At 52.7% G+C, this 24,677-nt stretch carries 18 protein-coding genes; all 18 read left to right on the top strand.

Features of this window, described 5'->3' with window-relative positions; translation table 11 throughout:
* Window positions 1-38: 38 nt before the first annotated feature.
* Window positions 39-845, top strand: coding sequence for a hypothetical protein (locus GXX57_05520; GenBank protein ID HHV44109.1), 807 nt, complete (start codon window positions 39-41; stop codon window positions 843-845).
* A 58-nt stretch (window positions 846-903) separates the two neighbouring features.
* Complete coding sequence (locus tag GXX57_05525) at window positions 904-1,650, top strand: M23 family metallopeptidase (GenBank protein HHV44110.1); 747 nt, start codon at window positions 904-906, stop codon at window positions 1,648-1,650.
* A gap of 110 nt (window positions 1,651-1,760) precedes the next feature.
* Window positions 1,761-2,018, top strand: coding sequence for a sporulation transcriptional regulator SpoIIID (spoIIID, locus tag GXX57_05530; GenBank protein HHV44111.1), 258 nt, complete (start codon window positions 1,761-1,763; stop codon window positions 2,016-2,018).
* 285 nt (window positions 2,019-2,303) lie between these two features.
* Complete coding sequence (locus GXX57_05535; GenBank protein HHV44112.1) at window positions 2,304-3,317, top strand: rod shape-determining protein; 1,014 nt, start codon at window positions 2,304-2,306, stop codon at window positions 3,315-3,317.
* Between the two features lie 202 nt (window positions 3,318-3,519).
* Window positions 3,520-5,241 carry a hypothetical protein gene (locus GXX57_05540; GenBank protein HHV44113.1) on the top strand — a complete coding sequence of 574 codons (1,722 nt, stop codon included), beginning with the start codon at window positions 3,520-3,522 and terminating at the stop codon, window positions 5,239-5,241.
* 79 nt (window positions 5,242-5,320) lie between these two features.
* Complete coding sequence (locus tag GXX57_05545; GenBank protein ID HHV44114.1) at window positions 5,321-6,991, top strand: BamA/TamA family outer membrane protein; 1,671 nt, start codon at window positions 5,321-5,323, stop codon at window positions 6,989-6,991.
* Between the two features lie 72 nt (window positions 6,992-7,063).
* Window positions 7,064-7,597 (top strand): OmpH family outer membrane protein, encoded by a 534-nt coding sequence (locus GXX57_05550; GenBank protein HHV44115.1) that lies wholly within the window; start codon window positions 7,064-7,066, stop codon window positions 7,595-7,597.
* Window positions 7,598-7,629: 32 nt separating this feature from the next.
* A complete protein-coding gene (gene lpxD, locus GXX57_05555; protein HHV44116.1) occupies window positions 7,630-8,700 on the top strand; it encodes a UDP-3-O-(3-hydroxymyristoyl)glucosamine N-acyltransferase in 1,071 nt (356 codons plus the stop codon).
* Entirely contained in the window at window positions 8,687-9,307 is a 621-nt protein-coding gene (locus tag GXX57_05560; GenBank protein HHV44117.1) for a YjbH domain-containing protein, read from the top strand. The genes lpxD and GXX57_05560 overlap by 14 nt, the downstream gene beginning before the upstream one ends.
* 171 nt (window positions 9,308-9,478) lie before the next feature.
* A complete protein-coding gene (locus tag GXX57_05565; protein ID HHV44118.1) occupies window positions 9,479-10,576 on the top strand; it encodes a YjgP/YjgQ family permease in 1,098 nt (365 codons plus the stop codon).
* Between the two features lie 638 nt (window positions 10,577-11,214).
* Window positions 11,215-13,665, top strand: coding sequence for a family 43 glycosylhydrolase (locus GXX57_05570; GenBank protein ID HHV44119.1), 2,451 nt, complete (start codon window positions 11,215-11,217; stop codon window positions 13,663-13,665).
* Between the two features lie 31 nt (window positions 13,666-13,696).
* Window positions 13,697-14,758, top strand: coding sequence for a hypothetical protein (locus GXX57_05575; protein HHV44120.1), 1,062 nt, complete (start codon window positions 13,697-13,699; stop codon window positions 14,756-14,758).
* Between the two features lie 508 nt (window positions 14,759-15,266).
* A complete protein-coding gene (locus GXX57_05580; protein ID HHV44121.1) occupies window positions 15,267-16,541 on the top strand; it encodes an extracellular solute-binding protein in 1,275 nt (424 codons plus the stop codon).
* A gap of 124 nt (window positions 16,542-16,665) precedes the next feature.
* Window positions 16,666-19,470, top strand: a complete 2,805-nt coding sequence (locus tag GXX57_05585; GenBank protein HHV44122.1) for a hypothetical protein — start codon at window positions 16,666-16,668, stop codon at window positions 19,468-19,470.
* Between the two features lie 55 nt (window positions 19,471-19,525).
* On the top strand, window positions 19,526-20,215 hold the full coding sequence (locus GXX57_05590) for a DUF1080 domain-containing protein (protein ID HHV44123.1): 690 nt from the start codon (window positions 19,526-19,528) through the stop codon (window positions 20,213-20,215).
* A 449-nt stretch (window positions 20,216-20,664) separates the two neighbouring features.
* Complete coding sequence (locus tag GXX57_05595) at window positions 20,665-22,434, top strand: glycoside hydrolase family 2 (GenBank protein ID HHV44124.1); 1,770 nt, start codon at window positions 20,665-20,667, stop codon at window positions 22,432-22,434.
* 93 nt (window positions 22,435-22,527) lie between these two features.
* Window positions 22,528-23,202 carry a DUF1080 domain-containing protein gene (locus GXX57_05600; protein HHV44125.1) on the top strand — a complete coding sequence of 225 codons (675 nt, stop codon included), beginning with the start codon at window positions 22,528-22,530 and terminating at the stop codon, window positions 23,200-23,202.
* Between the two features lie 220 nt (window positions 23,203-23,422).
* Entirely contained in the window at window positions 23,423-24,106 is a 684-nt protein-coding gene (locus tag GXX57_05605; GenBank protein ID HHV44126.1) for a DUF1080 domain-containing protein, read from the top strand.
* The last annotated feature ends 571 nt before the right edge of the window (window positions 24,107-24,677 follow it).

Genomic DNA, 24,677 nt, shown 5'->3' on the forward strand with positions numbered 1-24,677 from the left:
AAAAGAAGGACGTGAAGGCCGTGTCCCCAGAACAGTCTGTGCAGACGGAAACACCGAAGCGGAAGGAGACAAAGGTACCACCGGTGCTCCGGGTGGCCCTCCGTTTGGTTGGCGTGTGGTGCGTCTATTTGTTGTTGATGCACCAGGGGGCCCGGGTGATGGAAGAGGGCCTTTTGGAGTATCCCTTGGTGTGGGGTCTACAGCAGGCCGGGGTACATATTACCCGTCTGGAGATTTCCGCGGACGTATATCTGGGACCAGAATATTTCGGCCTAGGGGAGTTGAAGGAAGTGGCCATGGCCTTCGCCCAGCGATTGGGACTGAAACCAGCTGGCCTGGAGCTGTTGGCGGAGGCGGAGGCGGGGTTCAACCGCGTGCGGGCCTATGGCGAAGAACCGTTAAAAACGGTGGCGGTGGTGGCCACCTCCTTTGGTGGTGAACACTGGGTTTACGATCAGGTGGCTTCCGAGACCATCCTTTCGGTCCATTGGATCGAGGGGGCGGAAGACCGGAGCCTGGATGTGTGGTCATCGCGTCGCAAGATCAAGCGGGCCTGCCGTAAAGTAGGGGAGCTGCAGAGTTTTCACCTGGTGTTTGTCGGATGGTTTCCGGGTGTTTTCACGCACGAAGACTTAGCCCTGTTGTTAGACCAGATTTCCGGTCACTGCAGGGATAGCAGTGAAGTAATGGATGCGGAACAGCTATTTAGAGTCTATTCTCCCCGCCTCGCAGAGGTGGTGACCCTTCCCCAAATAGGTGCTGTTAATGTGGAGATCAGAACACTCTACGACCCCCAAAGGGAGGTAACTTACCTTCGGATCGGAGTGCCCACCCTGCCCCAATAATTCTATACACATGTATTAAATTGGTAGCCCCGGGAAGAATAACTAACGGGGTGATTTTATGACAAACATCTTGTATCCTTTGCGCAAAGGTCTTGGGTTTCTAGGGGATAGGGTCAGGAAAGGGATCCGGTCCCTAAGCAGGGTCCGTCGTTATCTTGTTCGCTGGGCATTGGTGGCCTGCCTTTTGGTGGGGGGTGTACTGGTTGTTCAAAGACTGGTGGTCAATCACTTCCTTGGACGCTTGGAACAAATTGTTCCGGAGGCGGAACCTTCGCCGCCGGTGGTAGGGTCCATTCCCCACAGCAAATTGGCGGTGGACACTCCCCGTCCTTGGTTTGGCGAGTTGGTGTTGAATTGGCCCGCGGTGGCCACTGCTACCCAGCCTTCGGAGCCGGAGCTGGAGGCATTACCCAAGGAACCGGCGCCACCCTTTGATCCTCTTACTATTGCTGCACCGGTGAGGGGAGAGGTGGTGGCCGGATTTGGTTGGCAACGCCATCCCCAATACGGTGATTGGCGGTACATTGACGGGGTGATTTTTTCTACTGGGGTGGAACTGGTGGCCGCCTCGGCCCCCGGTGTTGCTTACGTCGTAGGTCCCGGTCAGATCAGAATCGAACATGGATCGGGCTGGGAGACTATTTACGAAGACGTGGACGTGGTTTTGGTCAGCGACGGCCAAAGGGTGCCCCAGGGTCAAACCATTGGACGTAAGACCAGTGCAGGTTCTGGCTTGTTGACCTGGAAAGTGATTTACCAAGGGCAGCACCAGGATCCTAGTAACTGGGTTTTCCCTGTCCCGTAAGGACGGTAGCACGTCCTTCCCAGGGGAAGAATCAACTCTTGTTTTTCTATTCATATTTGCCCCCTCCCCACAATATACATTAATTAGCAAGTGGTGGAGGGGGCGGGTTGATGCGAGACTACATCCGCAGACGAGTTGTAGAGATTGGCAGCTATATAGTTGAAACGAAAGCCACTGTCCGACAGGCCGCCACCGTCTTTGGAGTCAGTAAGAGCACGGTCCATAAGGACGTTACCGAACGGCTCCCCAGTGTAAATCCAGAACTGGCCAAGCAGGTGGCCAAGATCTTACAATTGAACAAGGCGGAGCGACACCTGCGGGGTGGCGAAGCCACGAGGAGGAAATATAAGGAGATAGAGAGTGCGTAGGACAGACACCGTAGTCTGGGATCTAGAAAACTCAATGGGCATTGGGAATGGTTCGGGAAAGGCACAATACGCGGTGGCCACAGGACATTTCGAGGGTCGTGTATGACCAGGCGTGTCCTGTTTTCTTGGCGGTTCTGCGGTCATGGGCGAGGGACTAGTACTTAGTTACTCGCCTTTGTCTGCATCGGACCCGGTTTTCTGGAATTAGCAGGAAACGATGGGTTTTTGTCGAAAAAGTCATAGGCAAGACCTAATGCTTTGGGGATGTTGAAGGGAGCTTCCTGTGTGTTTGCAGCGCGTATTGGCATCGATCTGGGTGCGGCCAATGTCTTAGCCTATGTGGACCAGAAGGGGCTCGTTGTCCAGGAGCCCGCGGTGGTGGCCATTGACACCCGAAAAGACGAGGTCCAGGCCTTGGGGCATGCGGCTTTGAATATGGTGGGACGTACCGCAGAACATATCAAGATCTTCCAACCTTTGTCCGAAGGCGCCATGACGGACCACCGGATTTTGGAACTGCTGCTTCGTTATCTGATCCTCCGGGTCTGTGGGCGACGGTGCCTATTCCGACCGGTGACCATTATTTCTGTGCCGCCCAAGATCAATTCGGTGGAAAGGCGGGCTGTATTGCAGGCCGCCTATAGTGCTGGAGCCAAGGAGGCCCACTTAGTCTCGGAAACCTTGCTATCCGGTCTGGGTGCTGGTCTCGATCTCAATCAAGCGCGGGGCCATTTGGTGGTGAATATCGGAGCGGGTACCACCAATGTGGCGGTGCTCTCCATGGATAGCGAGGTGATCAGCGAGTCCATCAAGGTGGGTGGAGAGGACTTTACCCGGGCCATTATGCGCTATCTAAAAAAACACCATAACTTGGTTGTTGGTCAGCTATCTGCGGAGCAGATGAAGTGTGCTATCGGTACGGTAATCCCCCGGGATGGTCAGTGGGAGATTAGGGGACAAGACTACGTGTCTGGACTTCCCGAAGTGAGAAAGGTTTCCGCCACGGAGCTGCAGGATGTCCTCCTGGGGTGTGTGGAGCCGATCATCGCTACCATTGTCCATGTATTGGAACAGACTCCCCCCGAGTTGGCTAGGGATATCTATAGTTTCGGGATGGTTTTGACCGGGGGCGGGGCCCTGTTGCACGGTATGGATCAGGTTTTGGAAGAGGCCACCGGTATTCAGGTCAAATTGCCGGCGGAGCCGCTTTTGTCGGTCATTGACGGAATTAAGGTCCTGATGAACAACAAACAGTACCCATTGAGTCCAGGGGTATTGAATGATTATTCTGCCGGATGAGCAGTCTATTTTCCTCTTTTACTGTTTCTTCAACACCCACAGCTAAAAGAATAGACTACAGAGGTTCCCTCCGCGAAGGACGGGTTTATTCTTGCCTGTCCAATCCTTGTCTTGGTCAAGGGCCAGGCGGCATCAGACCAAAGGAGCCAGTTTCGTGGATGGCCCTGTGGGGAGTTTACCAAGAAAGAAGGTGATTGACCCGATGCGCTTACGGCGTCCTACGGTCAGTCTATTTTTGTTATGTCTGGTTTTCGTTGGTATTGCCGCCGGAGTCGAGCGGGTGTGGGCCCAGGCTGAAAGTCTCTCCCGGCCAGGGAGCATGAAGACGGTGCTGCGTGGTACCAGCGTAGAGGAGTTTCCTGTGGAGATTCTCGGCAGATACGGGGATGAGGATCTGATCTTGATCCGGATCTCCGAGGAATTGGCCGAGCGTTCGGGAGGCATCGCCGAAGGAATGAGCGGCAGCCCCGTCTATGCCGAAGGAGAGTTGATTGGTGCCCTAAGCTATGCCTTGAACGATCGTTCCCATCGGTATGCCTTGGTTACTCCCATCGAGCAGATGCTGGAGATCCTCGCCCTGCTTCCGGAGCAGCAATTACCCGAGGATACAGTTGGCCTGGAACCTCTGATGGCCCCGGTTTTTACCTACGGTTACACCACACGGTCGGTGCGGGCTTTGGAAGACATCTTTTCCCTAAGGCCCCTGGGGAGTTTGCGGGGTTGGCCTGCAGGGAGCGATGTCGTGGCGGAGCTGGAACCGGGTAGTGCCGTGGCGGTGCAACTGGTCTATGGGGATGTGTCGGTGGTAGCTGTGGGCACAGTCACCTGGGTAGAGGATGGAGTGTTTTTGGCCTTTGGACACCCCTTCTACCATGCGGGCAGTGTATCTTTGCTATTGAGCCAGGCGGTGGTGGTGGATACGGTGGATGCGGATCCTTTGCCCTTCAAACTGGCCTATCCTACTCGGCCGGCGGGGACGGTTCTCCAGGATCGGAGTGCAGGCATTGCAGGGACTTTGGGCATCGTGCCTGAGTATACGGAGGTGGTCCTGGATATTGAGGATACATCCACAGGGAAAAGAGAGCAGCTTAAGTTTTACGCTGTCTATGATGAGAACCTGATTACATACCTCTTCGGAAGCAGTGCCCTGGCTCTGGTGGACCGGGCCCTGGACCGGGTGGGCACCGGTACAGCCCTGGTTGATTTCACCATTGAATCCCGGGACCTGGTCCAACCCCTTATCCGGACTAATGTGTATTGCAGCGGCGACATTGGGGCTACCGCAGTGACGGAATTGTCGGAGGCCGTCTCTTTGCTGGCCACCAACGAGTTTCGTCCGGTGCATTTGGAGCGGATCAGCGCTCGGATTACTGTTTCGGATAAACTGCAGCGGGCTAGTCTGGTTCAGGTCGTTGCCCGTCAGGAGTACTACTCTCCCGGTGATGAGGTTGTCCTGGAGATTGTCCTTCGGCCCTTTCGGGAAGCGGTTCAAAAGTATGAGGTGGTGTTGGAAGTGCCCGACCATTGGCCGATGGGTATGACCACGGTCCTAGTAGAGTCTGGCAGCGCTGATTTTTACTACCCCGATTACTCGGCCCTCGCCCAGGAGATGGTTTGGACGGAGGCGGTACGCACACCCGGCCTCGATGAAGAATCTGCCGATGCCGGAGATCTAGACCTCTTGATCCGTCAGTTTACCGAACGGTTACGGAACGACCAGATAAAGGTTACCCTGATGAATATGGAAAGCGAAGAACGGGTGGAACGGGTTATTGATCTGCCCTTTGTGGCCATAGGGACAGTTCTGTGCGACCTGCAGATTGTGCCCGGGAAGGAATCATGGGAAGAGGAGTCCACAGAATCTGTACAAACCTCACCAGAAGGGGATGAATTTGTCTCGGACCACGAGCAGGAATTATCCTAGGGAACGAGAATTACAAGGGAGTAAGGCATCCCACCTATTTGTTTTATGATGTCATCGGATTGTTGAAGGGGGCAATAAGGTGAAATACGTGAAGGATTACTTGATTCTACTTGTTCTCCTGACTTGCTTGCTAGCCCTGGGGGCAGTGACCTTTGCCCAGGAAACTGCACCTATCGTTAGAAAGATTACCATTACGGGGAATGAGTATGTCAGTACCGACTACATTGAACAGCTAATAATCTATACCAAAATTGGACAACCCGTTGATACGGAAAAGCTGACCCAGGATCTGGACAATATCGCCCAGTCGGGTCCCATCTACTATGTGGCCGTGGACAGTAGGCCCTATCAGGATGGCATCGAGCTCATTTTTGAGATTACCGAGAATCCAGTGGTGGAGAGTGTTGAGATCCTTGGTTTGCTTCACTTGGATCCGGCCACGGTCCGGCGTTACATTTCCCAGCAGGACGGTGCCGTACTGAATGCCCGCCGCTTGGACAACGATATCTGGTTGGCAGTACAAAAAGTCCAGGACGAGCATGGGTACCTGATCCAACCCCACAGTCTGCAGTTTACCGAAGAAGGCGTCCTGCAGATTGTGTATCGGGAGTTGGTTTACGGTGAGATTATTATCGAAGGTAACGAGAAGACCAAGGAAAACGTCATTCGGCGGGAGTTGCTCATGCAACCCGGCGAACCTATTCGTTTAGAGCCGTTACGCCAAACCCTTGGAAAACTGATGATGCTGGGGCACTTCCAGGAGATCGAACCTTCCCTGGAGGAGACCAATGAACCCCATGTGGTGAATTTGAGGTTGAAGGTGACAGAGCGCCAGACCGGTCTGGCTAACTTCGGTACAGGCTACAGCAAGCTGGACGGTCTTGTCGGCCTTATCCAGGTCCAGGACACCAACTTCCGTGGTACAGGCAATACCATCGATATCAAATGGGAATTTGGTAAGAAGAAGACATCCTATGATATCGGCTTGGAATTCCCCTATCTTGGGGACAGCCCCACCTCCTTGGGCCTTAGTGCGTACAACCGCACAGTGACCAGAACCTATGATGATGTACCAGCGACCGATCATCGGATGGGTGGCGATGTGACCCTCGGACGGCGGCTGGGCTTGTTTAGTCATATCTTTACGCGCCTGAAGATTGAAGATATTAACGTGGTCAGTGAAGACGAGACGATAAATGATGACAAGAAGCTGCGGAGTCTGTCTTTGATCGCCCAGACCGATTCTCGCAACCACCCCTTCTATCCCAGCGAAGGGTGGGCTGGTTTTGTCAGTGTGGAAGTGGCGGGTCGGTTCCTGGGTGGGGATCTGGACTTTACCACCTACCGGGGTAGTGCCAGCAAATACTTCCAGCTAGGAGAGACAAACAAGCATACCATCGCTTTGCGGGTGGATGCGGGGGTACAGACCGGTGAGGTGCCATCCTATGAACTGTTCCGGGTAGGCGGTACCGGGTCGTTGCGGGGCTATAACTATGCCCAGTTCCGTGGGGAGAAGATGCTCACCACCAGTGCCGAATACCGTCTGAAGCTAACCGATACCGTTCAGGGATTGGTCTTCGTAGACTTGGGCAATGCCTGGGACCAGAATACCCCCATTTCTCTAAAGGACCTGAAGGTGGGTTACGGGATCGGTGTTCGCATCGATACACCCCTCGGTGTGATGGGTCTGGGTTATGGCATCGGTGAAGAGGGCGGGAAGACCTACTTCACCATCGGAGAGCAGTTCTAATAATCAGTAGAAATACTGAGAAGGACGCACGCCAAGCTGCGTCCTTACAATCATAATTTAAGGAGAACGACTATGCAAAGAAGACACAAGAATTACTTGGTTGTAACAGTTGCTTTGACTTTCATGCTCGGTTTGGTTTTGGCGGCAGGACAACGCGGTGTTCTGCGCGCTACCCAGCAGAGTACCGTGGGGTATGTGGACACTGAATTTATCTATTATGCTTATGTGCAGCCTGCCTTAGGGCAGCGTTTGGTGGAAGTAGGTCTGGACGCCGAACTACAAGCCAAGTTGGAGGAATTCCAGAAGGAACTGGATAAAGAGCTGGCGGAGCTTGAGGCCAATGACGGCCTGTCGGAGACGGTCAAGTGGCGGTTGGCCCAGGCCATTCAGGCGGAGTATCAGGTCCAGTTGGATGCTAGTCAGCGGGCTTTGACTGCAGAGGTAGAAGACGAAGTCTACAACGAACTGATCCAGGCCATTTACAAAGTGGCCGCCGCCGAGAAGGTTGATTTGGTGCTCAACGGACAGGTTGTCCTGGTTGGTGGTGTGGATCTGACGGTGAAGGTCCTAGCGGAATTGGGCGTAGATTTGAGCAGCTATTATTGATCGACCTTGGGGAATAGCGGAGGTGAGCCCCGATGAGTACAGGGCATAAGTTAGGGGAACTTGCCCGGATGGTTGCCGGCACCCTGTGTGGTGACCCTGATCTAGTGATTAAGGGTATCAGGGGATACCAAACTGCTGGCCCCGAGGAGATTACCTTTGCCGCCGATAAGAAAGTCTTGGCCAAGGTCGCGGAGGAGAGCAATGCCGGAGCGGTGATTGTCCCCGCCGACGGTTCCTTGGATAAGCCCCACATCAAGGTAGCCAATCCTAGGTTGGCCTTTGCGCAGCTTCTGGCGGTCTTTGCGCCCCAGTATCCCCGTCCGGTGGGCGTTCATCCCACCGCGGTGGTTGGTGCTGATGTGGAGCTGGGTGCCGACTGCAGTATTGGTGCCCATGTGGTGATTGAGGATGGAGCCAAGTTGGGGAATCGGGTGACCCTCTATCCCGGAGTGTATGTGGGCCATGATGTGGCTATCGGTGATGATTGTACCCTTTATCCTAATGTTGTGATCATGGCCGGCTGCGTGCTGGGAAACCGAGTAGTTATTCACGCAGGAACGGTTATCGGTAGCGACGGTTTCGGATATGTCCAGGAGGCTTCGGGGCATACCAAGGTACCCCAAATCGGCAATGTGATCATTAGCGACGATGTGGAGATAGGGGCGAACGTCACTGTGGACCGTGCCACCTGTGATAGCACCATCATCGGGCGGGGGACGAAGATTGATAATCTGGTCCAGCTCGGTCACAATGTGGTCATCGGAGAAAACTGTTTATTGGTGTCCATGGTGGGTATCGCCGGTAGTACCGAGGTCGGTGATAATGTGGTCATCGCCGGACAGGCTGGTGCGGTGGGCCACATCCAAATTGGTTCCGGCAGTCGTATTCTTGCCCGGGCCATGGTGACCAATGATCTTCCGCCTGGCTCCCTGGTGTCCGGAGCGCCGGCCCAGCGCCATCAGGACGCACTTCGGATTACCGCGGCCACCCGTCGCTTGCCGGAGTTGCTCAGTACAGTGAAGGAGCTTGGCCGGAGGATTGAGGAACTGGAAAAGAATCTTGATTCCGTAGTTCGGAGGAGTGGTTCTGGTGCGACGGATTGATTGGGTTTTGAGCGGACTTGTGGTTTGTCTCGTTTGCCTTTTTCCGGTGTTGGGTGCCGCCAATGGCATCCTGGTAAACGTGCCAACGGCAGACCTGACCAAGGATGGACGCCTGGTTTTTGGCTTTCAAGATATTGACAACAGAGGTGAAGGGGAGGTTTCCTGGGGCATCTCGCCGGAGGTGGCGGCGAAGCTTTCTGTGACCAAGCTGGATGGGAAAGCGGGGAAATTCGACGCTGGGGTGAAGGTGCAGCTACTAAAAGAGAGCGTCGATTACCCAGCGGTGAGTTTTGAGATTGCGGGTAACAGCAAATACCTGGTGGCGAGCAAATCCCTGGGGGTACGGGCTCCAAGGATTCACGCCGGGATCGGCCAGGGCCGTGTTAATGGTGTATTTGTGGGTTTGTCCTATGTGGTCAATCCCGTTACCATCTCATCGGGAACCAAGTCCTGGTCCGTGCCTGTGGCGATGGTGATGGGTGAGTTTGACGGTAAACACCTCAATGCGGGAATAAGATTAGCCTTTTCACCTCGCTTTGACTTAGACTTGTACCTGGTTGATATGGAAGAACTGGGTTGGGGTGTGAAGTTCAACACGCAGTTTTGACGACGAAGACCTAGTCTCCCCGGATCCCTTTTCCTGTGTTGCTGGTGGGATGATCCGGGGGACTAGGTCCCTTTCTTTTATTGATGGGGGCTTCCCCAACGGGGTAAGCTAGAGAGAGGTATCTAGAGAGATGTAAGGACGTGGGTTGGTTTGTCAGAGGGGAATCGCCAGTTGCGCAGGAAGTTAGTGAAGTTTAGGATACTTGACCGATACGTGATGAAGGAGTTTTTGGGACCCTTCTTCCTCTGCATTGCTGCTTTCACCTTGATGTTGATCAGCCAATTGCTCTTCGAGATGAGCGATCTTATTTTCGTCAAACGGATCCCTGCCTCCCAAGTGACCAAAATGGTCTTATACAAACTACCTCATCTTTTTGCCATGAGCTTTCCTGTGGCGGCCCTATATGGTTGTTTGACTTCCTTGGGTCGACTGGTGAAGGACAATGAGGTTACAGTGGTCAGAAGCTTCGGAGTGAGGTTTACCCGGTTTATTATCCCCACCCTGGTGATGGGTTTGCTAGTGACTCTGTTAACCTACGAGTTCAATGAACGGGTGGTGCCCTGGGCCAACCACCAGTTTCAGATGATGTGGCGTCGGGTGGTGTTACAAGAAGAATCCCCCCGGATCCAACAGAACCTATTTTTCAAAGGGTTGGACAATCAGTTTTTCTATATTCGACGCATAGATCCGGGGCGCCAGACCTTCCAGGATATCTTGATCTATCAGTTGCCCCGCACAGGATTTCCCTCGATCATCAGTGCCCGGGAGGGGACGTACGAGGATAATCTGTGGACCTTGCGTAACGGGGTCAGCACGGAACTAGATCGGGACGGCATGGTGGTCAATGAGCGCAAGTTCAATGAACTGCAGATTGTTACCGCAGAGCCGGCGGATGTTTATCTTAGCGGATACAAGACCGCCGATGAGATGAGTAGGAAGGAACTGGCGGAACACATCGCACGCTTTCAGCGTAGTGGCCTGCAGGTGCGTTCGTTCGTAGTGGATTACCATATGAAGTTGTCTATGCCCGTATCTTCCTTCATCTTTGTCTTTTTGGCCGCTCCTTTAAGCCTTTATTCGGTAAGGGGTGGTAAAGCTTTTGGCGTAGCTGCTAGTGTGGCCTTGGGTTTTGCCTACTACATCATTTCTGCCGTCTTCCGTTCTATGGGAAGCAATGCTTATCTTCCGGAACTGGCGGCAGCTTGGTTACCAAACCTCATCTTCGGCCTCTGTGGAGTCATCCTCCTCCTTTGGGCGGAACGAAAGTAATGGCTAACAGGGCTTCCTCCGGTCTGTTTCCTTTTTCCAATATTGGCGAAAAGACCTAGGTCCTTTTTCAAGGCGCCGCAATCATATAGTTGATTTCCCGGGCGAACTGTGGTACTATGAAGGTAACTTAGTCCATAATGTGTAATAAGCAGCAACTATTTGTTTAAGAATAGAAGCTGTTTTGTGGAGATAAAGCCATCATTTGCATCGGCTTTGGTTGAGCACAGCCTGCTGTGGGCCCAAGTTATTGTAGATTTTGGTAAAAGTAGGGCGTTGTGGCCGGAGGTTTGTTCCCCAGGGTTTATAGTGGTAGGCAAGTGCTTGGGTGGTTTGAAAGACGGCTGGGGCGTTCTGAACTGGAGTAGCTTGATAGTTGGCATTGCCTCGGCAAGTTTCGGGGACTACTAGTGATTAACTAGGATACATAGGTCAACGATATTTACCCTTAGGGGCCTTTTCTCATATTTCCCATACGGGGGTAAAGAGGGTAGGTGATGGTTTAGCATAGCAACCCTAGGGAGCGAAGCTTTATCGGTATAAGCCTTGTTTGTGGGAGGAGAAGAAGCATGTACAAAAAGTGGGGTCTACAAAGGGGATTGACGGTCGCTTCCGTTTTCCTACTCATTGCAGTGATGGCAATGACGGCAGCTGCCCAATCCCTAGAATCGATCACGTATAACAATCCGATTGACATTGGTATAGCGGATCCATGTGTTATCCGAGCTTCAGACGGCAGGTTCTATCTGTACAGCACCGGGTTGTCTGTTTGGTCCTCCGATGACTTGGTGAATTGGAAACGGGAAGGAAGCGTAAAGCCGGCCAACACGTGGGGCGTGGCAGATTTTTGGGCTCCGGAGGTCATTGAGTACGAAGGCAAGTTCTATCTCTTCTATTCAGCGGAGCGTCCCCAAGGCGGGAAGCGAGTGGCTTTGGCGATTAGCGACAGTCCCATCGGGCCCTTTGAGGATTTAGGTCATCCCCTCTTCGATTTCGGCTATTCCGCTATCGATGCTAGCCCGTTCATCGACGACGACGGTCGGAAGTATCTGTTTTATTCAAAGGATCAAGTGGGTATTGGCGGAGGGCGTTACGAGAGTTCCATCTACGGGGTTGAGCTCAGTGATGACTTTACCTCTGTGGTGGGAGAGCCAGTCCTTTTAATCAAACCGGATCAAGCTTGGGAGCTGCTCTCCGGGAACCGCCTGTGGAACGAAGGTGGCTACGTCGTCAAGCATAACGGTAAGTACTATTTGATGTACTCGGCCAACTACTACGGTGGCGTCCACTATTCTGTCGGGTACGCGGTATCCGAGCATCCTTTAGGACCCTATGTGAAGTATGCAAATAACCCTGTTCTTTCCCGGGGACCCTGGGTCGGGGAGCTTTCAGGGACTGGACACCATAGCGTGGTACGTTCTCCCGATGGAACAGAGCTGTTCATCGTCTACCACGTACATGCTGATCCGGCGGTGGGTGGCGGAAACCGTCGCCTGGCCATTGACCGCATGGGCTTTAGACAAGATGGTAGCATTTATGTGAGTGGTCCGACCTTGACACCGCAGCCGAAACCCTCGGGAACTACGCCCCTGGTAAATCTGGCGGCGGAGGCCGTTGTGACCGCTAGTTCCGTGAGAGTTCCCTATCGGGTGGATGCCCTAAAGGACGGGGAAATCGTGACCCAGATCAAGAATGCCCAGTATGATTGGGCAAGCAACGACGGCGAAGGCACCTGGGTTCGGTTCCAATGGCCGACCCCGAGAAGGATCAAGTACCTCTTCTTGTACGGCAGTGTAATGGGGACGCGGATTGAACAAGCCACCGTATCTTACGGAACGGGCGACGAGGTTGCGGGGCAGGTTACCACTGAAATGTTCCCGCTGGAGCCGGGCGTGGCCGTTGTAGTAACACTGCCAGACAATGAAGACATCAGTTGGATTGAGATTTCCATCGATAAACTGGTGAATCCGGCCGGAACTGCGGCCCTGAGTGAAGTGATGGTTTTGGGTTATCCCGCAGGGATGGTGTGGATTTCCTCCTTCAACGAGGGAGACACCCTTACGGAAGTGACTCCCGTATCTGTGGAAGCCCCGGGGATACCGGTGAAGTGGGTACAAATTGCCATGAACGAGGAAATCTGGTATGAAGACGATGTTCTACCGACAGGGCTCATCCTCGATCCTGCGCAGCTGGAGCGGGGCTATTATCGCCTATCTGTTAGCTTGGTGGATCAACATGATACAGAATATCAGTACGATACCGGATTCCAAGTGGAGCATGCTCGGTTGGTCACCCCTGACCCGGGGGCACGGCTTAGTGGAGAAGTGCTTTTGGAGGTTGCTCCTGTTATCCCGGACCAGGAGTTAGCCCAGGTGGAAATCGTGGTGGAACGGTTCGTCGCCGATGAGAAGTTGATTGTCTTCGATACCACTGGTGTAGATCGGATTTCTTTCCAGACCACTTCCCTACCATGGTCGGGTGCGCTTAACACCTTGGCTTTAGAGGATGGGGCCTATGACATTGCTATCCATGCCACTACTGTCCATGGTGTTCGGTCCGAAAGAAGAGAGCGCGTGGTTGTCAGCAACTGGACCGTACTAGAGGATCATCTGCTGCCTCCGAAGAACCTGGGGTTGTTTGGTATCCTTGAGTCCCTGAAGACCTCCGACAAGTCCAAAGGATGGGCCTATACCGATGTCAACCCGGAATTGTTTTCCGGTGATCGGGATCGCATGCTGCGTAGTAGCAATACCGATGAGTATTTGACCTGGAATTTGTCCAATCTGTATCGTGGTATCTTAACGGTGTACAGTAAGTATCCGGAAATCGAAGGCAGTGTAAGGGTGGAGGCTTCGCCCGATGGCAATGATTGGTACCCGGTTATCTGCGAAACGGAGATCATCAGGCCCGGAACTGAGGACAACCCGTGGTGGGAACTGAAAGTGATCGCTACGGTGCCCACAGACCTCAAGGCGGAATTCCTCCGGGTGGTCTTCACTGCCCAAGGGTTACCTAAGGATGAGCTGCAACTAGGTTATGTCCGTCTAGTGGGGTTACAGGATGCCGTTAACGTACCTTTGATTGTCGATTGACGATGCCTACAAGAAGGGGAGGGCACAGAATATGAAACGAAGATTATCCCTGGCGTTGACGGCAATAGCCGTTGTGGTCCTGACTGTACCGGTCTTTGCCCAAAGGGTAGATATCCAGGAGCGGGCCATGCATGTAGCCCGCGAAGTGGCCAAGATTAGCATCAAGCCCCATTTCGACTGGTTCTATTCTGGGGTGATTGCCCTGGACGGTGGTCTGCGGGTCTACGAGGCCACTGAAGACGAACTCTTTTTGAAAATGGTGCTGCTGTGGGGTGACGAGTTTGTCAACGGTAACAGACAGATTGCCACTGGCCATGTGGACAAAGACATGCCCGGTCTAGTGGCCCTGAAGCTTTATCAGTATACCGGCAATCAAGGGTACCTTGATCTTGCCAATCGGAACATTGTAGACTTGGTCTTTGGCGCTACGCGGGTGGTGAATCATAGCAGATTCTGGGCCGACGATTTGTACATGGTTTGTCCTATGTTGGCCCTGGCTGGTAACATCCTGGACAGACCCGAGTACTTTTCTTTGGTGGTAAGCCAGTTTGAAGCCTACAGAGAAGCGTTATTGAAGGATAATGGTCTCTACCAGCACACCTTTAGTGTGCCCTATGCCTGGGGACGGGCTAACGGCTGGATCGCGGTGGCCTTGGTGGAATGTTTGAAGTTCATCCCTGAAGGCTTTGAAGGATGGGGCACACTCCTGAAGATGTATCAGGAATATATGGACACCATCCTACGTTTTCAGGATGAAGAAGGTATGTGGCACCAAGTGCTGGAGTACCCCGAATCTTACCAAGAAACCTCCTGTACGGCAATGTTTGTATATTCCCTGGCCGCTGGTTGTATTAACGGATGGCTCCCAGAGCAGATTAGTGAGGAGGCGAAGGAGGCCGCCTTCCGTGGTTTTGAGGCATTGTTACAAAGGTTGGATCCATTGTATCGTCTGAAGGACATCTGCGTCGGGACTAACGCCGGTGATACACTGGAATACTACTTCGAACGACCCACCCGGGCTGGTGATTGGCACGGTATGGCTCCCCTCATGTGGGCCTGTGTGGAGATTGCGGAGTTGGCTGCGTTGGAGTAGGTTTAAGGCTTACAGCAGGACCTGACAGTTTCGGGTGGCCGAATCCTTGGGTAAAACCTTACTGCCAATTAGTGCCGATAAGGCGGTCCGTACCTGCGAAACGTTGGTCTGATGCCATGTGGGGGCTCCTCGGCCTTTCCGGAGTCCCCGGGACGGCGTCTTGACCGAAAAGTGGATCTGGAGTAAGATATACTTACCTTTAAACGAAATATGGAAGAAGATTCGGCGATCTGGAACTTCGGGTCCTGTCATAACTGTAAGATATGAAACATATTCCGATTTGGAGGAGGTGAAGGCAGGACGCTTTTGTGTTCTAGATCGGACAAAATATGATATAAGTTCACGATTGTCTCAAGGATGTCATGGCTCAGAAAGCGTGTTGGGGGAAACAACACATTTCTCAGGCGTACACGTGAGTGTCTTGATGATGAACTCAGAAGGTGAAGCTTCATAGACTTTGTAGTTGCCGGCAAACTCTGAACCGGAGAACGAAAGGAGATGCGGGATCTTGAAAAAACGTTTCATTTTCTGTCTAGCTATTTCGCTGGTCTTTATTCTGTCCCTTGGAGTAAGCGCGGAAAAGACCGTAATCCGCCACTCCCACGATGTGTATAATCAGCGGGATTGGACTGCCTGGTTGGAAGCGGCCAAGCTGAAATTCGAAGCTTTGAACCCCGACATTGAGATCGAGATCATTGTCCACGGGCGGAATGAACAGCGGGAGAAGTTCTTGCTCACGCATGGTATGGAGGAAGGGGCCGATGTGATGGAAGTCCTTTCCTCGGACCACTACAACTTGGCCACTGTCGGCTTGTTTGACAATATCGACCCCTTCATCGAGAATGACTCGGAGATCTCCTGGGAAGACTTTCTCCCCATCGCCGCACAATGTGCTACGATGTTCGACGGACCTATGGAGGGTGGCCATTGGTTCCTGCCCATGTCCCTGTGGGTAATCGGAGCCGCCTTTAACGACACCCATTTCCAGGAAAGTGGCGTGCAGGTTCCCTCCCGGTACAACTACACCTGGACCTGGGACGATTTCGCTGATATTGGACGGAAGCTCTTGCGGATGGATGCGGCCGGAAATGTGACCCGCTGGGGCGCTACCTATTCCCATTGGCGCACCTGGATCCACAATGCGGGTGGATTCATGTATGAACCGTACATCAACCCCACTCAGATCACGATGAATACTGAAGCGGTACGGCAGGCTCTGGAGTTCTTGCAGAGGGTGACTTCCATCGAGCGGATCGCGGCGTATCATCCCTATCCCGAGCCCTTTACTGCACAAGAGATCTCCATATTCCTGCACGCAGGGCCGTCGATTACACCGATCCTGCGACGGAACAACGTGAACTGGGAATGGTCCTTCGGACCGAATCCGAAGTTGGAACGGGCCGGTAGTGAGATTGTTAGTATCGGTTTTGCGATTAGCTCTGGTTCCAGCAAGAAGGAAGCGGCTTGGCGCTGGATTAAGTTCCTGGCCACTGAAGCGGCTGTTGACCACATCATGGTCACCGGGCGGCCGGCGGCATGGTTGCACGCGGTTGCTGACTACCAGGCCTACTTCCCCATGGCTTCTCCCTGGGAGTATGTCTGGATCGAGCTTCTGTCGGATCCCGACAGCTATATCCGACCCGTCGTGGACGATGATGTAGGCAGGATCATCAACGATCATGTCTGGTCCGTCATCCGGGGTGAAGTGGCGCCTGAGGTAGGTATAGCCCGGGCCCAGGAACAGGCCAGTACCATGTTGCAGTTGAAGGGATTGGCTAAGTAGGAAGTCCCTATTTTTAAGTCAGCACGCAGTTTGCAAGTGAAGAACCGAGGGCGACGGTTTGTTGCCCTCGGTGACTTCACCTAACGGGGAGCGACTGGACTAGGAAGGGGGCGAGGGTGTAACGATGCGTAAGGCTTTCATTGTTTTTAGCTTTGTCTTGTTGGTTATCGCAGTGGCGGTGGGAAGTAGTTTTGCCGAGGGTTGGACTGAACCTATTCGGGGATCCTGGGTTGTGGAACCAGGGGAAGAATCGGCTGTTTTGTTGGTGAACGGGAACCGAAGTTGTGAAATCGTAGTGTCTACAGTGGAACACTCGGCTGTGCAACAGGCGGTAACCTTCCTTGTCCAAGATTTGACTAAGATCACCGGTGTGACCCCGCAGATTGTGGAAACTCCCTCCGAGGAGGCATTGGCCCGGATCCATGTGATCACTCTGGGGGTTGGTGATGTGCCGGAGGCGGTGGACGAAGCCTTCTTGGCGGGAAAGTGGGAAGCCTTTCAGATTGTAACCGTTGATCAAGACGTTTATCTTGTTGGTTCCAATTTCCGAGGTACAGCTTTTGCGATATACACATTGAGTGAACGGTTGGGCATTGATCCCTTGTATCATTGGACGGGCTATGAACCAGAAAGACACAATCCCCTGAGGATGAAACAGGTGGATTACCTTTCCGATTCGCCTACCTTCAGATACCGTGGCTTGTTCCACGACGATGAGGATATTCTGCCTCGCCCCATCGATCCCAGTACTGGGTACCCATACATTCGGGGTGAAGTTCCCATCGAGTGGTACGAAAGGTATTTTGAGACGGCCCTTCGGTTGAAGATGAACATGGTAGTTCCCTTCACAAGGGCATATCGCAACTTTGCTGTGCAAAAGATGGCCAGTGATTGGGGATTGTACTACAGCGGCCAACACTACGACATATTGATCTCTAACCCCTATGGTTTTTCCAAGCACGGACTGGCGGAACAGCGGGGGATCAGCGGTGGTTATGATTGGTTTAGCAACCGGGAAGGGATCATCGAGTATTGGAAGGCCGGAGTCCTGGAAAACCGTGAATTAGATTGCATTTGGCCCATTGGCATGCGGGCTACCGATGATTATCCCTATAGTTTCCCGCCAGGCACCACCGATGAGGAGAAGATTGAGATTTATAACGAGATCTTTGCCTTGCAGGTGGAGATGGTGAAGGAGCTTCTACCCCCGGATAAAGAACCCATCTTCCATTTTACCATGTATAACGAGATGCTGGATCTCTATCAGAAGGGCAAGTTCAAGTTGCCCGAGGGGGTCATCTTGGTCTGGGATGATGACGGTGACGGTGTGATGCGGGCTTTGCCCACCGAGGAAGACCATCGAATTAATGACAAGCACGGGGTTTACTACCACCTGGCGTTTTTCGGTTGGTCTGCCAAACAGACAATCCACACCGTTACCCCGATGCGCATTGAGCAGCAGTTCCGGAACATTGTTGACGCGGGCGCTACAGAGTATTTGTTGGTCAACGTTTCTGAGCTGCGGGAGCACGTTATGGAGGTCCGGATGATCGCCGATATCGCCTGGGATGCGGAGAGTCACCTCAGTGGCCCCAATTCGGCTTACCGGTTTGTGGAGTGGTGGTGCCAAGAGTATTTTGATACGGCCTATCTGCCTGCCTTCAACTCCTATTTTAATTACTATCGGTTGATGGGTTCCTTCGACCGGGTCTGGTATGGTAGTGGCCATGTGTACAGCATGGTCCAATCCCTGTATAAGAAGTTTGCCGGAGAGTCCTACAACCAAGTGGGCGGGGGTACTATTGCCGCTCTGGCCGAGAGGGAAAAGGATTTTGAACGGGCTCTGGAATTGGCCCGGCAGGCGTCAGAGCTGATGACGCCGCAACAACGTCAGTTCTTTTATGAACATGTGCAGTTCGGGATGCTTATCGACTATCGACCGGTGCAGGCCGCTTTGAAACTGAGCGAAGCCCTGAGGGAACCCAATCTTGATCGGGCTTTTGCAATTTGCCTAGAGGCCTTTGAGTACTTGAAGCAGTTGGAAAGGGAGATCCTGAAGGCGGAACGGCCGCCTTTCGAGGAATGGTATCGGTCTACGTGGATTCGGGTTTCGGACTATCATCATTCCTGGAGTTCCATGAATCCACATCGTGCCTATTTTGTGCTGAGGGATTTCCTCACGGAGACGGGTGGAGTACAGATCAGGAGTCCTCGGCCGGCGGAGACCGTTAGTGGCGAAGTGCCAGTGGTGTTCAATACGAGTTCACCTCGTTTGGTCCCCGTGACTCTGGTCGTGGAATTGGATGACCGAGAAATATATAGGGGTTCGACAGTGCCGCAACAACTGAGTTTCGACAGTACGTTGTTTGCCGATGGGCCGAAGACCCTGAAGCTGACTGCGGTCTATGACGAGGAGTATCTGGTCTGGTCCCAAGAGGTACCTATTGCCATTGCTAACCGGTGGACCCTTTTCGATCCTTTGAGAGCTCCCCAGGCGACCTTGTTCGGAGTCATCAACCATGACAAGGTTTCCTCGAAGTCGGAGGGTTGGGTATATCGGCAGGACTCACCGCAGCTGTTTTTCCGAGATGAGAACCGGCTCACCAGAGAGGCCGATACCACCGAGTATCTCATCTGGGATACTCCAAAATTGCAGCTGATACAGGCCACCATCTACGTACAGCCTGCAATGGCGGATAGGGTGAGGGACGTTGTATGTTTTGCCGTCTCTAAAGACGGGCAATCCTGGGAGGAACTGCCCTATTCCATCGTGCAACAGGATGCCAATGACAGTTGGATCAAACTTGAGCTGTCGGCCGCGGTCGATGGAAAGTCGGGATATGAACGTTTTAGATTGACCCTGGTGGAAAGTGGTTTTGCAGGTGACTCGTTGCAGATTGGTGAGCTGAATTTCCAAGGTCTGAACTAAATGGTGCCCAGACACCATTTAGATATAATGAATCACAAAAAGGGAGGAACAACTTATGCGCAGGTACACTCTTACGCTTATGGCCTTATTGGTCTGTTTAATGTTCAGTGGTTGCTTCACGAAGAAGCAAGAGCCCGTGGAGATCACCTTACCCTTTACGTTGGATCTGAGCCAAGTGGAAGAGGGGACCCTTCCTAAAGAGATCAGGGTTATTACAGGTGACTGGAAGGTTATCGATAACGCTTTAGAAGTAAACTTCCCGCCGCAGTCAGGGGAAGGATTGGGAGCCTTCTTGCATTTCCGTGGCCTTGAGTTGGCAGATTTTGATATGCGGGTAAGTATTAGTTTTGAAGCGGTGGATAGCGATAGTCGCTTCGCCATGTTGCTTTTCCGGGCCGACCACCTAAACCTGCCACGGCACAAAATACAGGTGCGTCGGGGTGGAACCAGGGCCGACGGTTTGCGTGTCCTATTCAGGAATGCCGCAAACACAAGTAAAGAGCAAGCCCGAGCCTCCTATAGTGAAAACTTCGAACTGGGTGAAGTCTACGATTTCCGTCTGGCGGTATGCGGGAACAAGGTTAAGCTTTTCATAGACGACAACCTCGTGTTCGATGTGGAAATTGCTGAGGAAGAATGGCATAAGGACAAGGGCGCCGTTGGCTTGGGTGTATTTGGTGGCCGTGTGCGCTTCAGTAACATCAGTATCGACAGTATCACTCCGGAAGAGTTCGAAGCTCTGTAATCGGTGGTTGGGAGGCAGAGATGCCTTGTCGAGGCATCTCTGCAGGATCATACGTAGAAAAAGGAACAAGGAAACCTGCCCCTTGCACCAGGCGATGAATAAGGTTGTCTAGTCTCGAGCGGCTATCGTTGCACGAAGGATCGCTTCCTGCAGCCCTTTGGAAAGAAGATGGGTAAGAAGAACATAGGATAGAAGCCAATGTATTCGGTGAGGTAGGTTGTCTAGGCATCGCTTCTGAACAGAAAGTCGGAAACCAGGTGACCAATTATCTGGCATTGGCAGTTTGTCCTGGGGGTGGGAGCAAGGGGAGATCGGTGCTTCCTATGGAGCATTTATGGATCTAGTGGGTGTGCATGCACAGAACAATGCACTGGGAAGGATGGGAGCCGGGGTGAATTAGACCAGTGGGCTTTCCGAAGGCATTGTGTTGAATGAAAGGGGTTTCGGTATTGAGTAGTGTGTTGAGAAGCGAATATCCTCGACCTGATAAGGTTCGGAAAGAATGGATGAGTCTAAACGGAACCTGGGGGTTTGCCTTTGACGATGAAAACAGGGGCACGAAAGAACGTTGGTTCCAGGACTTGTCTAAGCTCAATCAACAGATAGTCGTACCCTTTCCCTATCAGGCGAAGGCTAGTGGAATAGGGACGTCGGAGTATCATCCCATTGTGTGGTATGGACGACGCTTTTCCGTCCCCGCCAATTGGGACAAAAGGACGATCCTCCATTTTGGGGCCGTGGACTATGAGGCCACCGTTTGGGTGAATGGTGTTTACGTAGGCAGTCACCAGGGGGGATATGTTCCCTTCTCCTTTGATATTACCGATCTGCTTCAACCGGGGGAAAACGAGGTTGTCCTGCGGGTGGTGGACATGGCGCGGATCGACCAACCCCGTGGAAAACAGAGTGCCCGGGATAAATCGTGGGCTTGTTGGTACACCCCGGTTACAGGAATTTGGCAGTCGGTATGGTTAGAGCATCTAGACAGAATTCACATCAAAGATTTCTATTTGGTGCCGGATATAGAGAATCAGTGCTTGCTAATCGAGTACACCTTGAGTGAGGTAGTGGAGGGGCTCTCATTAGAGGCCACGGTTCTTTGTGAGGGGAAACAGATTGTGCAGCAGGATGTGACCGTGAGTCCGCTGTACACCCGATGGAGCAACATTACTCCGATGGACGTGGCGAAGATGAGTGTTCCTGTACCCCAGGCCCGGTTATGGTCGGTGGAGGATCCCTTCTTGTATGACCTGACCCTTACCCTGAAGCGGGATGGGCAGATCGTGGATGAGATCAAGACCTATTTTGGTATGCGGGAAGTAACGCGGAAGCATGGTCAGGTCTATCTCAACGGACGGCCCTGTTACCAGCGGCTCGTTTTGGACCAAGGTTATTGGGCCGAAGGGATTTATACGCCTCGATCGGTGGAAGACTTGAAGAAGGATGTGGAACTGATCAAGGCCTTAGGCTTCAATGGGGTACGGAAGCACCAAAAAATTGAAGACCCCTATTTCTACTATTATTGTGACAAGTTGGGACTGTTGGTCTGGTCAGAAATGCCCGCCTGTTACGAATATACCGAAACCGGTGCCGAAAACCTGCGTCGGGAATGGACTAAGGCAGTGCTCAGGGACAGAAATCATCCCAGTATTATTGCCTGGGTGCCTATGAATGAGAGCTGGGGCGTGGATCAGCTTTTCCGGAGCGTGGATTCGAGAATCGTGGCCTACCTCGAGTCCCTGTATTACCATACCCGTTCCCTAGACCACACCCGCCTAGTGGTAAGCAATGACGGATGGCAACATGGGACAACGGATCTGTTGACCATCCACGAATACACCCAGGATGCAAAGGATCTTAAACGTCGCTTTCAAGCCTTTGCAGATAATCCCAATGCCACCACCTTCAGTCACAACCGCGAGACCCTCCTAGACGGATTCAAACTTACGGATCAGCCGATCATTGTTTCGGAGTTCGGCGGCGTAAAAATCGAAGATGGCCAGTCGGGATGGGGTTACGGTAATGCCGCGAAGGATGCGGAAGATATGCTGAACCGGGTGAGCCAGTTGGTGGACGCTCTTTTGAGCTTTAGCCAAATTGCCGGTTACTGCTATACGCAATTGACCGATGTGGAGCAGGAGGTCAATGGTCTGCTGACCATCGATCGGCAACCAAAAGCCGATTTGGAGCGCCTGAGGCAGATCTTCACCCGGCGTTAGCTGGTTCCGGATTGAGTATGAATTCAGGCTGTAACAAGGCTCTGTCTAGAGGCGGAGCCACAGATAAACGACATAGGAAGGGAGAAAGGAAAAATGAATAGACATCTGGTTGTGAGATGTGTACTGGTAGCAGCTTTCGTTTTGCTTGTAGCAGGTGTGGCCCTTGGTGCTACTTTGCCCTATGAAGTGGACTTATCCAACGTACCCAATGGTAGTCTACCGCCTGGATGGTATCCTTTGAACGGTGATTGGCAAGTTGTAGATGGGACCCTGGAAGGCTACTATCCTCCCGCGGCCGGTGACGGTCAGGGTGCCTTCATCTTCATCCCTAACCTGATGGTGGATGACTTCGATCTTCAGTTGACCATGGAGTTTAAGTCTGCTGCCCAGGGCTCTCGGTTTGGTGCTATCATGTTCCGTAGCGCCCCCGCCACCGGTGCGCCTCGTCACAAGTTGCAGATCAGACAGCGGACTACGGACCGTAATGGTATCGGTTTGCTGTACCGTGACTCTGACAAGAAGGCCACCCGGATCGGTGAAATGCCCCTGCATCACGATTTCGAGCTGAATACCCCTTACCGGGTGCGACTGGTGGTGTTCGGCGATCGCATTAAACTCCTCATCGAGGATACTCTGGTCATGGATCTGACCGCGAGGACTTACCTGCAAAAGGGAGGCATCGGTTTTGTGGTGCATGGTGCCACCGTGCGCTTCAGTAACATCCGGATCGATTCGGTGGATGAGGAGAAATTCAACTCCATATACTAGTGCCTCTGTTGTGGTGTGCCAAAAAGGACGGATTTAGTAAGTGACAGCTTCCATTCCCTAAGCCGCTTCGAGGGAGCGTGTAGGTGATGTTGCTGGCCAGTGCCGGAGGCCGTTTGTGTCTGCAGATGGGCGGCCTTCGGTCTGGCCAGGTAACGCGGTAGAGATAGTCGACGGGGTAGCAAGACCGCGTTATGCAAAATCCAAAGAGGGGGGTAAGCTCATGCGTAAATACGGTCTTGTCTTTGTTGCATTGCTGGTTTGTCTGGTGCTAAGTGGATGTTCTGAGCACGAGGGCACCAAGATCACCTTGCCCTATACGTTGGATCTGAGCAAAGTCAGTGAGGGTAGCATCCCCAGGGAGATGCAGGTCTTCGCGGACGAGTGGCAAGTGGTAGACAATGCTTTGGAGGCCAACTTTCCTCCTAGGGCTGGAGATGGATTAGGTGCTTTCATCTATTTCAAGGGTCTTGAGGTAGCCGATTTTGATCTTAGCGTAACGATCACCTTTATGGAAGTGGACAGCGACTCGCGTTTTGCCGGCATCCTTTTCCGTTCAAACGCCAATAGTAACTTGCCACGCCATAAGCTGGTTATCCGTCAGGGTGCGGCAAGCCGCAGTGACGGAATTGGTCTAAGGTTCAGGAGTAGCTTCGATGAGCCGGAGTGGATCGAGCGGGATCGGGCCTTCTATGACCTTGAGTTGGGGCGGCCCTATGATGTGCGAGTGGTGGTTTGCGGTGACCAGGTCAAACTGTTCATCGATGGGATCCGGGTGAAGACCTTCAACACCGACAAATGGCACAGTGAGACGGGCTCCATTGGCTTTATGGCCTTCGGCGGCCGGGTCCGGTTCAGCAATATTCACATTGCGCCGATAACCCCTGAGGAATTCAACAAACTTTAAGCCAAGGGCGGAGCATGGATCGGGGCGTCCTGCTGGACGCCCTTACTTAATAGTAAACGAGAGATTCCGGTGCAAGAAATGGTTTTCTAGTGTTCTGGGTTGTAAGGCTGACTTCTTCTTGTAACTTGCGTGCTGAAAATGGTTTAATGTCGAGATTCACTGAGAACATCAAGAGCCCAGCTAAGATATGGGAGATTGCAGCCTAAAGGACTTCTTGCGGTGCAAGCAGGATACATTGGAACAGAAATTTGGGAATATAAGTACACTTCTGATAACAGTAGCAAAGTACTGGCCGGTGGTTTCCTACGTAACGAACTGAAAATGGGGCGAAGCCACAGACTTGGTGGCTAGGGATGTTGCTTCAGCCGAAAGCAAAGGGTTCCTGCGGCGACAAGGGGTGAGAAGCGCCGCCACAATTCTTAGACGGATTTTGCTCAGGCAATACGGGGTCCACGCAAATTTCGTAGGGACGCTTGAAGAAGAGAGGGAGGATATTCCAGACAAAAAAAGAAAGAGTCCTCAAACAAGAAAAGAAGGCGCTAAGCGCTAAAAGGAGGACTCTTTCCATGAT

The organism is Bacillota bacterium, assembly GCA_012839765.1.
Taxonomy (GTDB): Bacteria; Bacillota; Limnochordia; order DUMW01; family DUMW01; genus DUMW01.